This is a genomic window from Streptomyces kronopolitis (assembly GCF_014646275.1).
Taxonomy (GTDB): domain Bacteria; phylum Actinomycetota; class Actinomycetes; order Streptomycetales; family Streptomycetaceae; genus Streptomyces; species Streptomyces kronopolitis.
In genome coordinates, this window is the sequence record NZ_BMND01000009.1 from 189,771 (window position 1) to 203,072 (window position 13,302).

General features: G+C 69.6%; 16 protein-coding genes and 1 pseudogene. 6 read left to right on the forward strand and 11 right to left on the reverse strand.

The annotated features are described in order from the left end of the window. Positions 1-155: 155 nt before the first annotated feature. From IEY78_RS13530 to IEY78_RS13545, 4 genes are all read right to left on the reverse strand, one after another. Positions 156-512 carry a hypothetical protein gene (locus IEY78_RS13530; RefSeq protein ID WP_189097929.1) on the reverse strand — a complete coding sequence of 119 codons (357 nt, stop codon included), beginning with the start codon at positions 510-512 and terminating at the stop codon, positions 156-158. A gap of 1,240 nt (positions 513-1,752) precedes the next feature. Further along, on the reverse strand, positions 1,753-2,343 hold the full coding sequence (locus IEY78_RS13535) for a hypothetical protein (protein ID WP_189097930.1): 591 nt from the start codon (positions 2,341-2,343) through the stop codon (positions 1,753-1,755). A 44-nt stretch (positions 2,344-2,387) separates the two neighbouring features. Continuing rightward, the gene (locus IEY78_RS13540; protein WP_189097931.1) at positions 2,388-2,645 is read right to left on the reverse strand and encodes a hypothetical protein; all 258 of its coding nucleotides are present in this window, start codon (positions 2,643-2,645) and stop codon (positions 2,388-2,390) included. A gap of 9 nt (positions 2,646-2,654) precedes the next feature. Further along, positions 2,655-3,089 (reverse strand): histidine phosphatase family protein, encoded by a 435-nt coding sequence (locus tag IEY78_RS13545; protein WP_189097932.1) that lies wholly within the window; start codon positions 3,087-3,089, stop codon positions 2,655-2,657. A 595-nt stretch (positions 3,090-3,684) separates the two neighbouring features. Between IEY78_RS13545 and IEY78_RS13550 the strand changes: the two genes are divergently transcribed. Further along, the gene (locus IEY78_RS13550) at positions 3,685-4,641 is read left to right on the forward strand and encodes a coiled-coil domain-containing protein (RefSeq protein ID WP_189097933.1); all 957 of its coding nucleotides are present in this window, start codon (positions 3,685-3,687) and stop codon (positions 4,639-4,641) included. A gap of 103 nt (positions 4,642-4,744) precedes the next feature. On the opposite strand, the gene IEY78_RS13555 is transcribed toward IEY78_RS13550, so the two are convergent. Next, the gene (locus IEY78_RS13555; RefSeq protein ID WP_189097934.1) at positions 4,745-4,957 is read right to left on the reverse strand and encodes a hypothetical protein; all 213 of its coding nucleotides are present in this window, start codon (positions 4,955-4,957) and stop codon (positions 4,745-4,747) included. Between the two features lie 665 nt (positions 4,958-5,622). Here IEY78_RS13555 and IEY78_RS13560 point away from each other — a divergent pair. The 3 genes from IEY78_RS13560 (at position 5,623) to IEY78_RS13570 (ending at position 9,178) form a co-directional block, all read left to right on the forward strand. Further along, positions 5,623-5,832, forward strand: coding sequence for a hypothetical protein (locus IEY78_RS13560; protein WP_189097935.1), 210 nt, complete (start codon positions 5,623-5,625; stop codon positions 5,830-5,832). A 687-nt stretch (positions 5,833-6,519) separates the two neighbouring features. Next, complete coding sequence (locus IEY78_RS13565) at positions 6,520-7,119, forward strand: hypothetical protein (protein ID WP_189097936.1); 600 nt, start codon at positions 6,520-6,522, stop codon at positions 7,117-7,119. Positions 7,120-7,786: 667 nt separating this feature from the next. Beyond that, complete coding sequence (locus tag IEY78_RS13570) at positions 7,787-9,178, forward strand: RNA-guided endonuclease InsQ/TnpB family protein (protein ID WP_189097937.1); 1,392 nt, start codon at positions 7,787-7,789, stop codon at positions 9,176-9,178. 127 nt (positions 9,179-9,305) lie between these two features. Here IEY78_RS13570 and IEY78_RS35155 read toward each other — a convergent pair whose 3' ends face one another. Beyond that, the gene (locus tag IEY78_RS35155; RefSeq protein ID WP_373294148.1) at positions 9,306-9,611 is read right to left on the reverse strand and encodes a DUF6233 domain-containing protein; all 306 of its coding nucleotides are present in this window, start codon (positions 9,609-9,611) and stop codon (positions 9,306-9,308) included. Here IEY78_RS35155 and IEY78_RS13575 point away from each other — a divergent pair. Together IEY78_RS13575 and IEY78_RS35260 are read left to right on the forward strand one after the other, a co-directional pair. Next, the gene (locus IEY78_RS13575) at positions 9,610-9,984 is read left to right on the forward strand and encodes a hypothetical protein (RefSeq protein ID WP_189097938.1); all 375 of its coding nucleotides are present in this window, start codon (positions 9,610-9,612) and stop codon (positions 9,982-9,984) included. The two genes, IEY78_RS35155 and IEY78_RS13575, sit on opposite strands and share 2 nt — an antisense overlap. Continuing rightward, a pseudogene (locus IEY78_RS35260) lies at positions 9,981-10,070 on the forward strand (nucleotidyl transferase AbiEii/AbiGii toxin family protein); the annotation flags it as partial. The gene IEY78_RS13575 and the pseudogene IEY78_RS35260, both read left to right, overlap by 4 nt. A 324-nt stretch (positions 10,071-10,394) precedes the next feature. Here the strand turns inward: IEY78_RS35260 and IEY78_RS13580 are convergent. From IEY78_RS13580 to IEY78_RS34405, 5 genes are all read right to left on the reverse strand, one after another. Beyond that, positions 10,395-11,261 carry a GNAT family N-acetyltransferase gene (locus IEY78_RS13580; protein WP_189097939.1) on the reverse strand — a complete coding sequence of 289 codons (867 nt, stop codon included), beginning with the start codon at positions 11,259-11,261 and terminating at the stop codon, positions 10,395-10,397. A gap of 84 nt (positions 11,262-11,345) precedes the next feature. Continuing rightward, entirely contained in the window at positions 11,346-11,528 is a 183-nt protein-coding gene (locus IEY78_RS13585; protein ID WP_189097973.1) for a hypothetical protein, read from the reverse strand. A gap of 1 nt (position 11,529) precedes the next feature. Next, positions 11,530-12,471, reverse strand: coding sequence for a radical SAM protein (locus IEY78_RS34395; protein WP_229699915.1), 942 nt, complete (start codon positions 12,469-12,471; stop codon positions 11,530-11,532). A gap of 21 nt (positions 12,472-12,492) precedes the next feature. Further along, the gene (locus IEY78_RS34400) at positions 12,493-12,648 is read right to left on the reverse strand and encodes a hypothetical protein (protein ID WP_229699916.1); all 156 of its coding nucleotides are present in this window, start codon (positions 12,646-12,648) and stop codon (positions 12,493-12,495) included. 64 nt (positions 12,649-12,712) lie between these two features. After that, on the reverse strand, positions 12,713-13,084 hold the full coding sequence (locus IEY78_RS34405; RefSeq protein ID WP_229699917.1) for a DUF6415 family natural product biosynthesis protein: 372 nt from the start codon (positions 13,082-13,084) through the stop codon (positions 12,713-12,715). Between the last annotated feature and the right edge of the window lie 218 nt (positions 13,085-13,302).

The window sequence follows — 13,302 nt, forward strand, 5'->3', positions numbered from 1 at the left end:
GCCAGGGCTGCCGAACTCGCGAGTGGGCTGCCGTCGCGCTGGCAGAACGACCCACTCGACTTTGCGCTCCCAGCCACGGCGGGGAGCACGAAGCCTGAACGCGCCGCAGGGGAGCATGCCCTCCTGCGGCACCACCTGGCGGTTACGGCTAGCGGTCAGGCGCGACCGTAGTGCCACGCGCTGCAGCCGTAGAACGTGTCGTTCCTGCTGAGTTTGCACACCCGCACTGCGACCTTCCGGCCCTCCGGGATGTGCATACGGACGATGTTCATGTCACCCGCCCCCTTGGCAACAACGGAGTCACCTTCCGTGCCCGGTTCACCGCCCAGGTTCCACATGCCTTGCGCGTAGACCCCGACGCCGTCAGCCCTCTTGTCCCAAGCAATCAGCTTGTCCCCGCGGTGGTCAAACTTCGCCACTCCCCAGGCGGGCGATACCACGACGTCCTTGCCGGCGGCCTGGGCCGGCCAGACCCCGGCTGTACCGGCCAGCAAAGCCGCCGCAGCAGTCACAACTGCGCTTCTGCGCAACACTGCGCGCATCATTCGGGGCAACGCCCCGTGACCCTGCCTGCACGTCAGTAGATGCGGTGGCCTGCACGAACCAGAAGAAGAATTTCGGCCTTTAGGTTATGTTCTGATACCGACCATCCCTTTTGTGATCCTGTGGAGCTGGGCTGGTGTAAGCCGCTGGAGCGGCAGGCACTGGTCGGCCCCGCTTGCGCGCGCCAGGCTGTGAGCCAGGACCTCAGCTCGGCTTCGGTGTATCGGACAGCCCCTTCGGACTGCACGCCTTGCGGGACGGGCACGCCTCGTTGGGGACCTCTCGTTCATGTACGTGCGGGCGGTGCGATCCGTCCATGGCAGAAGGTTCTTCTCCCATGCCTCGCGGAGTATCGCGGCGCGTCGCCCTGGCCAGGACCGGCGGAGGCCGGCTGTTGCGTTGGTGGTGCCGCCTCCCGGCCAGCGGTCTGCCGCGGTACAGGAGCCGGCGGTACCGCTGAGCTCTGCCCGCATACATGGGGCCGGTCTTGCGCGAGCAGGGGCTCCATGTGGGTGGGGAGGATCGGCTGTCCCGGGCACTGGTCGCAGCGGATGATGGCCCGGTCGGTGGTGTAACGCAGGCTCATGGGGCACTCCCGGCGTGATCCTCGACGTGGGCGGCGGCAAGCTGTTCAGCGTAGCGGGTGGTGATGGTGCACCAGGTCGCAGTGGCAGCCGATACGCGGCGTTGGTGGTGAGCCGGGTCGTCCGTTTCGGCTGCGGGGGTGTAGGCGACGAGTGCGGCCTTCTCCGCGACCTGGGCAGCCCGGGGAGCGACGGCGGCGAGCACACGCAGCTGCTCGCAAACGGGCCCCGGCAGCAGCGGATCCCCGGCAGGCTGCCGCGGATCCGGCGACGCTTCCGTACAGCTCTGCGACGGCGCGTCCGGCTGCAGGGGGGGCTGGAGGTTCGGCGGCCGACGGGGGCAGGGGCGTGCGGAGGTAAGCCTCCAATTCCTTTCGGGCCCGGATCGCCTGCTGCCAATCCTGTGCTGCCAGTTCGCAGTCGTCGCATCGCACGGTGTCGGTGGCCTTTGCCCGCATGGTGCCGGGGCAGCCGTGGCGTGCGCACGGGAGGGTGGTCTTGCCGCCGGGGGTGTAGGGCAGGCCGATGGTCAGCGCCCACGAGAGGCCGTCGCGGCGAAATGCGTACGGCTGCTTCCCGAAGCCGCTGGCCAGCGGCTTCAGTCGGTCCCGCACGCGGCCGGCGATCATCGCGTCGTCCTCGCCGTCGACCAGCAGACCGCGCACCAGATGCGACAGACGGTCGCGTTGATGGCCAGCGCGTGTTGGTCATACGGGATGCAGCCGTGGAGTGCGTAGCGCAGCTGCATTCCGCCCCACCGGCGCACCGGGGCGCCGTAGGCGACGATGTGCGCGGCGGCGTTCTCGGTGAGGGTCATGACGGGGTCCTCGCCGCGCTGCGCGGCGGCGGCCAGCACAGTCAGGTGCAGTCCGAGTCGCGGGTCGAGCACCAAGTTGGCGTCCAGGCCGAGCGGGCCGAGGCTGATACCGCAGGCGCGGGTGCGGGACAGCAGCAGCCGCTGCGGGGCGCTCTGGGCGAGGTTCACCAGATGGGCGGGCATGCTGGCGCGATTCGCGTGGAAGTCCGCGCGCTCCAGTACGGGCCGGCCTTCGGGCCGATCGTGGACGAGGAGCTGCCGGATGGCCGGGCGGGTGCCGGCGTCGGTGGTGCAGGCCCGGCAGGCATGGTCGACCTCACCGGTCATGTGGTCGCAGGCCCGGCACAGTCGCACCTTCCCGTGGGCCAGGGCCAGCGTGCCGTTGGCCAGCAGGTCCAAGCAGATCTGCAGGGCCAGGGCGACGACCTGCCGTGCGGTGTCGGTCAGGAGCCGGCGGCCGGGGCCGGCTCGGGTGCGTACTTCGCCGCGAGCTCTTGCCGTTCCCACTGACCGCGCGAGAGCGCCACGGTGCGGTGGCGGAGGTCGTTGGCGAGCGTGACGGTGTTCCACAGGTGCGGTGCCGGCTGCTTTCCCATGAGCTGGTTGAGGGCCTCGGCCAGCCGGATGCCAGCGGCCTTGCCCGGCCGCCCGGCGAGAGTGAAGGGGCCGTTGTGCACGGGCCCGTTGAGGAAGAGCGTCATCGTGGCTCCTCAGCATTCCGGCTCGGCGACGTCGGCGATCTCGAAGCGCTCGTCGCGCAGTCGGTAGAGCAGGACGGCGGCGTTCGGGGTCTTGCGGCGGCGGGCCTCGTCGACCAGCTCGGTGACGGGCCGCCTCTCCAGGAGGGCGCGCAGCGCCAGAATCGCGGTGTGGTGCGTGACAGCCACCACCGCGCCCGCGGCCGCGGTGCTCGCGATTGCCGGGAGCGTGGCGAGGAAGGTGCCGGCCCGGCGCAATACGCCGCCGGCCAGCGATTCGCCGCCGTCGCCCGGTGGCACCCACAGGTGCTTGCGCAGACGACGGTTCTCCGCGTCTTCGGGGTAGGCGGCGAACAGCTCCTGCTTGGTCATGTAGGTGGCGTCGCCGTAGTGCTGTTCGTTCAGCTCCGCGTCAGAGAGCGCGTTGCACAGCCTCGCAGCCGGCACAGCGGTCGGCCGCCCAGGTGGCCGCGGCCTGGCGCTCGCACTCTGCTCGCTCCTGCGCAGCCGCGCGGGCCTTATCGCGCCGGGCCTCCTCGGCAGCCGCCTGCTCACGCCGCCGCACGAAGTCCTCCCCTCGGTGGCCGCCTGTGCACGCAGCCGCTCTTCGAGGAGCTGGCGGCGCTCGCCGTCTCCCAGGCCGGGCAGCTCTCGGTCGATCTCCGCCGCGATCTTCGCCCGCCGGGCACGCGGAGGTGGACTTCCTGGGCGCATTACATTCAGAGGCCCGCTCAGTGGCCTGTTCCGGGATCGCGGTGCCGCCCCGTCCTGCCGCGGACGGCGCCGGCGATGCCCACCTCGCGCATCAGTCGCTCGACGTTGCAGCGGGCCACACCTCTTCCTTATCCCTGCAGCGGGCGGGCAGGGCCACGGTCGACTCGCCCATGCCGCAGCGCCTGGGAGAGCCGGTCGACGACACCGGCAACACCTGAGCCACTCCTGCCTTCGGGTGTATGTGTGGTCTGCAATGGTTTGCGCGGGCTGATAGTGCGATAAAAGGACATCAAGGTATCTGTTGCGCTATCCGCTTGGCGGGAATCACATGGACCAAGAAACCCTTCCTCTTGAATTTAAGCTGGTGCGGCGAGGATACGATCGCAGGCAAGTGGAGGAATACATTCGGGAGCTGGTCTCCGAGCGCGATTGTGCCGTCGCTGATCTCGAAAACTCCCAGAGGCTTATCAGGTCATTGGAGCAACGCGTCGAGGAGTTGCACCTCGGGGCCCCGGAGCTTCAGGAACAGCAGGACGACGACGCCTCACCCTATGCTGGGCTGGGGCACCGCGTTGAGGAGATCCTGCGTCTCGCCGAAGAAGAGGCGCAGAGCATCAAGGAAGCCGTCGAAGAGCATCGGGAGGCCACCGAGGCCGCTGTTCGGCAGCTGTTGGAAGAGGCAGAAGCAGCGACGGCCGAGCGGGGAGCCGCCGGCCGGGAAGATTACTCTCGTCTCATTGCTGCGGCGACGAGCGAGGCTCAGAAGCTGCGCAATGAGGCTCTCAGGGCAGCGCGAGGGAAGCGGGAAGAGGCGGCCACCTTCTTCGAGGAGTGGCGGTCCAAGGCCGCCAAAGCGGCTGCTGAATTCGAGTCCAACCTTGCCGAACGGCGCGAACAGGCTGAGCTGTATCTTGCTTCGCGTCAAGAAGAGGCGGAGAAGGCCATCTCGGAGAGTGAGCGCCGGGCCGAGCAGCTCTTCCTGGAGGCGGAAAAACTGCGTACGGACGCAGAGCGCCGAGCTCATCAAACCGTCGAGGCATCAGATTCTCATGCAGTGGAAATTGTGGCAGCCGCCGAGGCTCAGGCGGAACGGATCCGCAACGAGTCGGAACGCGAAATTGCAGTGCTCATCAAGCGTCGTGACAGCATCAGTGCTCAGATGACGAGTTTCACGGAGATGCTCGCGACGGCGACGGCAACGGACGGCCCCGGGGGCGTGATGCATGCCTCTGATGACGGCGACGCCGGAAGCGGGGACACCGGTGAATTGGAACAGGTCCACTGAAGGCTTCTCCTCCTGAGTGCCATAAGGATGAGAGCGGGAACGGTGAAGCCTCCGGGGCCGTCAGACCCCGGAGACCTCACGGCTCAACACAGCGCACCCGACGTCACGCGGGCGTCAGCTGCGGCACTTCCAGAGCGTCGGCCACCTTCCGCGCCATGGCCGCCATCTGCGGCGACAGGTAGCCATCCAGGGAGTCGACGTCGTCGCACAGCCGAGCCCTGAGCCCGTGCAGGCACGCTTCGGTGAACAGTCTCTCCGGAGCGTCCTCGGGTCGCTGTGCGGCCTTGGCCTCAAGCTGTCCCTGGAGAAAATCCACTGAACGGGCTGTGCCCTCGGGCAACCGGCTCGCCGAGAAGGCCGGCGAGGTGTGCGCGGTCCTCGTTCGTGGGCCCGGCCGCCCGGCTGTGCTGCTGACTGGTCTGCAGGTACGACGTCAGCGTGTCCCGGTCCATGTCGGTCTTCTGGCAGTACGCGGCGATCAGCATGGCGACCATGTCCATGGTGTCCGACGCGTTGGTCGCCTGGTACAGCGTCATCCGCTTCCAGGTGTGTGCCTAATCGGGCTCGGTGTACCGCAGCACTTCCTGGAGGTTGGCGACTGCTTCGGAGGTGAGCCGGTGGACGGCGCGGCGTAGCGGTTCGGGCATCTTAGGGTGTTCCATGACGGCACGCTAACGGGGCCGCACCTCTGGCCGTTGGAGTCGGCCACGTCGCTTACCCGGACGGTCTACTCTCCTGTCGTCCCGTGCCGGAGTGGACCGCGCGGGCAGGCCCGGGGCCGCATTGCTGGGGCCGTGAGTTCGCGGTGCTGAGGAGTTCGCCCAGCGGCAGATCCTGCTCGGCGACTTCTCGCCCGAGGACTGCGACGACTACCTCGCCCGTCGGCTCGCCCGGGACGGCCAGCCCCTCATCAGCGAAGACGTCCGTCGCGTCATCGCCGACCGGTCTCATGGCCTGCCGCTCTACCTCGACCTGTCGGTCATGCGGTTTCTGGAGATCCGCCGCACGGGCCGCGGACCGCAGCCGGCCGACTTCGACCACGACTTCCCCGCCCTGATCGCCCGGACCCTCTCCGACTTCACCCCAGACGAGCGGGGCGTCCTGCGTTCCGTCGCGCTCCCGGACGCCTTCGACATCCCCGTCGCCACCCAGACCGCCGGCATGCAGCACGAAGCGCCGGCAGGCGCCTGATCGAGCGACCGTTCGTCCGCGAGCACCCCTTCGGGTTGTGGCCGCACCACCTGCACGCTCTGATCCGCTCCACCGTCCGCAACGCCGATGACCAAGCCGACGACCGCTGGAGCCCGCGGGACTGGCAGCAGGCCGCCGAACGCGCCCTGGCCGCGCTCGGCGCTCAATGGGCCACCAGCACCGCGCCGGGCCGGCTCCTGCTGGTCGGATGCCTGCGCCAGGGGCTCGCCCTGGTCCGGGACTTCGGCCGCGAGCTGGGCTGGCTCACCGATGCCGTCTGGGCATACGTCAGCGACTCCGTGTGGGAACCCATCGCCCCACCCACCCGCCAGACCCTCGAGGGCGAACCCACGGCCGCCGACGCGCTGGTAGAGCTCCTCAGCACGCTCGCCCGGCGCCAGCACGAGCACCGCGAGCGCACCGCCGACCGGCTCACCGCCATCGTCCAGGCCAGCCTGCTGCCCACCGAGCTGCAGGAGATGGCCGTCTACTACCTGGCCAAGGCCCAGCGCGACCTCGGCCGCTCCAACGACTCCCGCCACGGCATGCAACGCGTCGCCGACGGCGGCGGCCGGCTCGCACCCGCCGCCCAGCGCGGCCTGGCCCATCTCGCACGGCTCGCCGGCGACTTCCCCACCGCCCTGACCACCGCCCGCACCCCTCGGCTGGGCAGGCCGCCACCACCGCGTGCTGGGAGACATCTGGTGGCCCCACGGCGACACCGCCCGCGCGGCCGCCGCCTACGAAGCCGCCCGCACCGAAGCCGAACAGCACGGGGTGGTCGGCGAGCAGGCCACCTCACAAGCCCAGCGAGCCTTCACCCTCGCCTTCACCGACCCCGGCCAGGCCGACGACGAGATCGAACTCGCCCAGCAGCTCCTGACCGGCCTCGATCTGCGCGCCACCACCCTCACCACCCACATCGCCGCACTCATCCGTGACGCCGGCACCAGCACGGACATCGCCGACCGCGCCCACCTGCTCCGCACACAGATCCACCTCGCCGGACTAACCTCCCAGGAAGCGCCCCTCCAACTTGCCCTGTGCTTCCACCACGCCGTCCTGGACGCCACCGACGAACTGACCGCCGCCATCAACCAGCTGCGCGAGATAACCACCAGCGGCGACTACGCCTACTACGTCGACATCGCCCACTTCATGGCCGGCCGCCCCCTCCCCGCAGAGCCCCGCTCCCAGGCCCGGTGGCTCGACAGCGAGCACACCACCCGCAACCGCTGGCACGCCCTGGTCACCACCCGGCGCGAACGACTGGACGCAGGGCAGTAAAGAGGTGCGGCCGCTCTATCGCCCGGCAATGGCGCGATGACGGATGCCACCTACGCCCGTAGCCGGCGCTTTCGCCCCGGGCGCGCCGTACTCCCGAATCCGGGAAAGCGACGGACGCTCGGTGGAACCGCCCCTGAGGCGTAGGAGGGACCGTCCCTGCGCCTGCGGGCCGTACTCGCCGCGGCGACGGCCTTGGCGCCCGCCCCGGGGACCGTCCCTGCGCGTGCGGGCCGTACTTGGCCCGGACGATCTCGGCGTAGTACGGGCCGGGACCGTCCCTGCGCGTGCGGGCCGTACAGTCGCTGACCTGCATGCGGGCGCTCACGCTTTGCAGTTTCAGGCCACTTTCACAGATTCCGGCAAACGTTCCTTATCGCACTTATCCACGCGGTAGTGGGGACGGGCGGCTCGGTTTCCCGGCCGCGCTGCCCTGCCGTAGGCGGGGCTTCTCGCTTCCTTCCTCATCGCGTAGCGGAGAGGGGCTGCCTGCCCTTGCCGTAAGGCTGGTGCAGTCCACGAGCGTTCTGCTCCCCCGTCCGGGGGCCGAGCTCGCCCGTGTCGGCGAGCAGCCACAAATCTACACACACCTGACTGAAACAGCTCGTATCGACGCGTATAGCATTTTCCCGGATATTCATTGTCAGTGCCGGGTGTGAAGCTACGCACCATGACCGAGAACACCGTCACCGTCGTGGTCCGTGAGGCACTGGACCCCACCCCTGAACAGAGACTGATCCTGCACCGCTACGCCGATGCGTCGCGATGCAGTTTCAATTTCGCTTTCGGGATCAAACACGCCGCTCAGCAGCGCTGGAGCCACGGACGGGATCTGCTCCTGGCGCAGGGCCTCACGCTGGCCGAGGCAGCCGAGCGGGCACCGCGGGTTCACATGCCGTCGCAGCCGGACATCCAGCGGGTCTTCCTCGCCGTCCGTGAGCGGCCGCTGCCCGGCCCCTGCCGCGTAGGCGAAGAGCCGCACTCCTTGTATCCGTGGTGGAAGGGGGTGAACGCGATCGTGTGCCAGCAGGCGTTTCGCGATGCCGACAAAGCCTTCGCGAACTGGAAGAGCGCTTCCCGGCGGGGAGTCGACCCGGTTGGTTACCCGCGGCCCAAGCGGCGCGGTCGGTGCCGGGATTCGTTTCGGATGTTCAGTGTGCGGCTGGTGTCGGAGGATCTGCGGCACGTGCGGATCGGCGGGGAGCGCGACCCGCACGGGCAGCGGTCCTTCGTGGTGCGGCTGCACCGTCCGGCGCGGCGCCTGGCACGGTTGCTGGCCCGGGGAGGGGTGACGAAGTCCGTGACGGTCGCTCGGGAGGGTCACCGGTGGTTCGCGGCATTCAACGTCCGCTTGCCCGCTCCGCCGGCGGTGCGGGCGACGCGGCGGCAGCGGGAGGCGGGGACGGTGGGAGTGGATCTGGGCGTGGCGGTGTTCGCCGCGACCTCGGACCCGTTGGTGATCGGTGATGACAAGGTCCAGCTGTTCGCGAACCCGCGTCATCTGGACAACGCGCGGCGGCAGTTGCGCAAGTGGCAGCGGCGCATGTCCCGGCGTCATGTCAGGGGTGTGCCGGCTCACCGGCAGTCGCAGGGGTGGAAGGAGGCGCGGGACCAGGTCGCGCGCCTGCAGGGTCTGGTCGCCGCGCGCCGCTCCTCCACCCAGCATCTGCTCACCAAGCGCCTGGTGACCCAGTACGCGCAGGTCGTACTGGAGGATCTCCGGGTGCGGAACATGACCAGGTCCGCTCGGGGCAGTGTGGAAGCGCCGGGGCGGAACGTGGTGGCCAAGGCCGGGCTGAACCGGGCAATCCTCGACGTCGGCTTCGGGGAGATCCGCCGCCAGATCGAGTACAAGGCACCCTGCCACGGCACCACCGTCTCGGTGGTGAACCCCGCCTACACCTCGCAGACCTGCAACCGGTGCGGCCACACTGATGCCAAGAGCCGCCGCACCCGCAGTCTGTTCGTCTGCACCCGCTGCCGGCACACGACGCACGCTGACACCGGCGCCGCCGTCAACATCAAACGCCGCGCCCAGAGCGCCGCTCCCAAACCCGGCTGAGGACGGCGGTCGGAGGCGGACCAGCACTCACGCTCCGCTCCCGGTCGCGGGTGACTCAGAGGACGGGGCGCCTTCGGGCCGGTGTCCTCGCGGCGGCGCTCGGCACCTTGGTGAAGCGCCGGCCAGATCAGCTGGCGACGGTAAGCACTCGGTCCGGGCGGCACACCGGGCACGGGAGCGTCGCGTCCGGGTCGGCGAGCCTGCCCAGGGCCTCCTGGCCGGTCAGAAGGCGGTCGGTGCACTGCGCCTGCGCGCAGTCCCGGCGGTGGACGTAGAACTCGACCCAGCCGTCCGTAGGCGGCGCAGCATCAAGGCGCCACCGGCGGCGCTCGTGAGGCGGTGGCGGATCAAGGTTCGCGGGTACCGCGGTCACCCACCCGAGCCCAGCCGCGGCGTAGCAACCGCAGCGTCCGCCCGGCGATACTGGGGGCATGACCGTGCAGTCCCCCTCGTCTCCGCCGGACGCGTTCGAGCTGCTGTGTGCCCAGTACGCGAAGCGGCTGCCCGCGCGGCTGGAGGACCTGGTCGGCCCCGCCCACGGCTCGGTCGACCTGCCGCTGCACGTGGTCTGGTCGGGCCGCCGCTCCTACGGGCTGGAGCAGCCCCGCTCCCGGATGAGCCTGTACCGCACCGTCCTGGCCGAAGGACAGCGCCAGGACCTGATCGACTTCCTCAACCGGGGCCTGCTCATCGCGCAGTGGCCCGTGCTGCGCACGCTGATCAGCCGCCCGATCAGAGACGTGTGGGAATCGGCCTTCCCCGAGCTCACCGCCACGACCGCCGCGACGGCCGCGACGGCCGCGTGAACCTGACAGATCTGCACCGCCGGCTCCTGGCCGACATCCTCACGATCGGCACTCCCTACCCGCTGGTGATCACCGGCGGGTACGCGCACGTCCTGGTCTGTGTAGCTCATACGGATGTCCCATCGCAGCCAGTTCAACGGGCGCGCAGTGCAATCGGCCGAACACGCAAAATTACGCACCCAACTGGGCGCACATGCAGCCGGGTTGCCGCTGCAAGCGCCGTGGTCTGCGGTGTAGGGGTGTCACCGCGTTCTGCGGGGTTCACCCGTGAGGGGGAGGACCGGCTGCCGCTGTTCCCGCTCTCCGAGGGCCTGTGACACGACGCGGCCCGGCGGCAGCGTGAGGGTGTGGCAGTCCTCACAACTGGCTTTCATCCAGACCTGGTTGCCAGGATGCAGAGCCCCATGCGGTCAGAGTTTGGTGAGGGTCACGAAGCCGAGCGAGGTCAGGCCCTCGGCCTGGCAGAGCCGGTCGGAGGGGCCGCCGACCTCGGTCTGCAGGAGCTGGTAGTCGGCGCCGTGGGCGGCACCCCAGGCCATCGCGGCCCGCCACAGGGTGCGGCCGTAGCCCTGGCCGCGGTGCTCGGGCAGGACACCGAAGTACTGCGGCAGCAGGCGGGTGGCCCCGGCCGAGTCGGTCATGGTCTCCATGGGGCCGATCGCCCCGGCCACCCGGCCGCCCCCGACGACCGCGAGGACGGGGCCGACGGTACCGGCCTGCATCTGGCCGTGGAGGAAGGCGAAGCCGTCGCTGGTGAGCCGGTCGGCGAAGGCGGCGAAGGTGGCCTGTACGGGCTCTGGCAGGCCGTCTACAGGACGGACCGGCCCTTCCTGGCCCTCGGGCCGGGGCGGGGTGAATTCGCGGAGCTGGACGCGCGTGAGGGCCGCCCCGGCCGGCGGGTCCTCGTGAGGTCCGTGGAAGGTGATCACGCGGGCGGTGGCGGCGGTGTGGTCGGCGGCGAGCTTGGCCGCCAGGTCGGCCGCGTCGTCATAGCCGGGGCCGTAGGCGTACACCGTCACGGTGCCGTGACCGCGGCGGGCCAGGGTGGGGATCAAGGTGCGGACGTAGGTGTGCTCGATCATGTCGGGCAGGACCGTCTCGTCCTTGCGCTCGGCCCACCGCTGGTCCTTGTCGTAGGCGAGGAACGTGCCGGTGCCGGCGACGCGCACGGCGTCCGCGAAGAGGCCGGGACCGAGGGCGTCGGGGTGGACGGGGCCGAGGGTCGGCACGTACGGCACGGGCATCACCGGCAGCAGCCAGTCCCACGTCAGTCGCATGGGAAACACGCTACTCGCCCGGCGCACAGGCTCAGGCCCCGACGCTTACGCGCCGGGGCCTGAGCGGCTTTGACCGGTTGGAGGTTAGTGGGGGTTGTCGTCGCCCGCGTTGCACGAGCACTTGATGCTGTCCATCACCGTGTCCAGGTCCGCGACCGGCGTGATCACGGTGACCGGCGGTGCGGCGGCCTCGATGGGCCGGGTCACGTACGGCAGCCCGTCCGGAAGGGGCAGCCCCGGAGAGATCTCGACAGCTACAGCGGTCATGTCACCCTGCTTTCTTCATCCCGTGCTGGCAGTAACTTTCCAGTGGTGCCTTCGCCTCCTGGTAGTGCTTGGCCAGGGGCCTGCACACGGTGCAGGCCCCGGAAAGCTGGCAGCCGGAGCAACCACCGGTGCGAAGCATGAGGCGGTCCGCGATCTCGCCCAGCCGGGAAAGGCCCCCGATTCCCTCGGCGGGCAGGCTGATCTGGTCGTCGCGGCCGATCTTGCAGATGGACACCAGCCCGTGCGGGTCGGTGTGGAAGAAGGTGTGGCCCGCGTTGCAGCCGGTGAACGGCTTGCGCATCCGCAGGTGATCTTTCGACTGCGCGGTCAGCGACTCGGCGCCGCCGTAGATCGTCGGCGTCATGTTCGTGAAGACGTTGTACTCGACGCCCCACTGTTCGCACAGGGCGGTCATGGCCGCTTCCTCGTGCGCGTTGTCCTCGGTGACGATGACGCTCATCCGCAGCGGCAGGCCGGCCCCGCGGGCGGCGTCCATGCCCTTGACGAACAGATCCCAGGCGCCTTTGCGCTGGGTCAGCTCGTCGTAGCTGTCCTTCGTCGCGCCGTAGAGGGAGGCCGTGATCCGGTACGGCGGGAGGTGCTGGAACATCTGAAGCAGGTCCTCGCGCCACAGCAGGGAGGCATTGGTGGAGACGGTCAGCATCATGCCCAGCTCGAACGCGGCCCGGTACGAGGGCATGAAGTCCTTGTCCACGGTGGGCTCACCGCCGGTGATCTGGAGCCACAGGACCCCGGCCTCGTGCATGACCCGCAGGCAGGTGAGCTTGTCGGCCAGCGGCATACCGGAATAGACCTTCAAGCCCAGGTAGCAGTGCTTGCACTTGTAGTTGCAACCCAAGTTGATCTCCCAGCTCGCCCGCGAATAGCCCCAGGCGGACGGCTGGCGGACCAGCAGGAGCTCACCCGCCGCACGGCCGGTCACATCGAGGTCGGCCCACTGGCCTCAGGCGGCATCGGTGAACCAGTCGGGGGCCGGCTCGGCGGGGTCAAGGCCGCGCAGTTCCTCGTACTGGGCCTGCGGCAGGAGCAGGCCGCTGGGACTGCCGGGCCGCAGCAGCAGATGCTGTTCCAGGAACGGGCTCGCGATCAGATCGTGCACGGATACCTCCTGGCGTACGCCCGCCGCCGACGAACAGGCGTACGGGACATGGGGTGTTGCGGGCCTACGGCCGCCGGTCGGACGACCGTGTGGGCGGGCGGGAAGCCGCTGCCGTGTAGCGGGACAGGATCTCGGCGGACTTGCCCAGCAGCCGCAGGCTCGCCACGGGGTCCCCACCCCGGTCGTCCGCCACCTTGCGGGCGTGGGCGACGGTGTTGACCGCAATGTCCTTCGCCCTGTTGTCCGCCATACGCTGGGCGTAGGCGTCGGCCGGGCCGGCCAGGGCCCGGATGTAGCCGCGCAGGCGCTCGCGCAGTGCGTCGGCCGCCGCCCCCGTGGGGCGCCCGGCCGCCAGGCGGAGGGCGAGGTCCGCATCGAGCGCGACGTCCCTGGGGTGGGGCAGCGGGGGCGCCGGCTGTGCCTCCGTCTGGTTCATGACGGCTGCCTCCTCGGCTTGGAATGGTGGTGCGGCAGGCCCGCCGGGAGCAGAGCGCAGGACGAAACCCGAAGGGCCCGCCGCATTCAGGAGCCGTACCACCGCGGACGCTTCACCGCCCGACCAGATCCGGCGTCAACTACCGTCCACCCGAGTCAACTTGAATTGCAATCGAAAGTGCGGAGCCAATTGTGCTCCGGTAAGGATCGGTATATGAC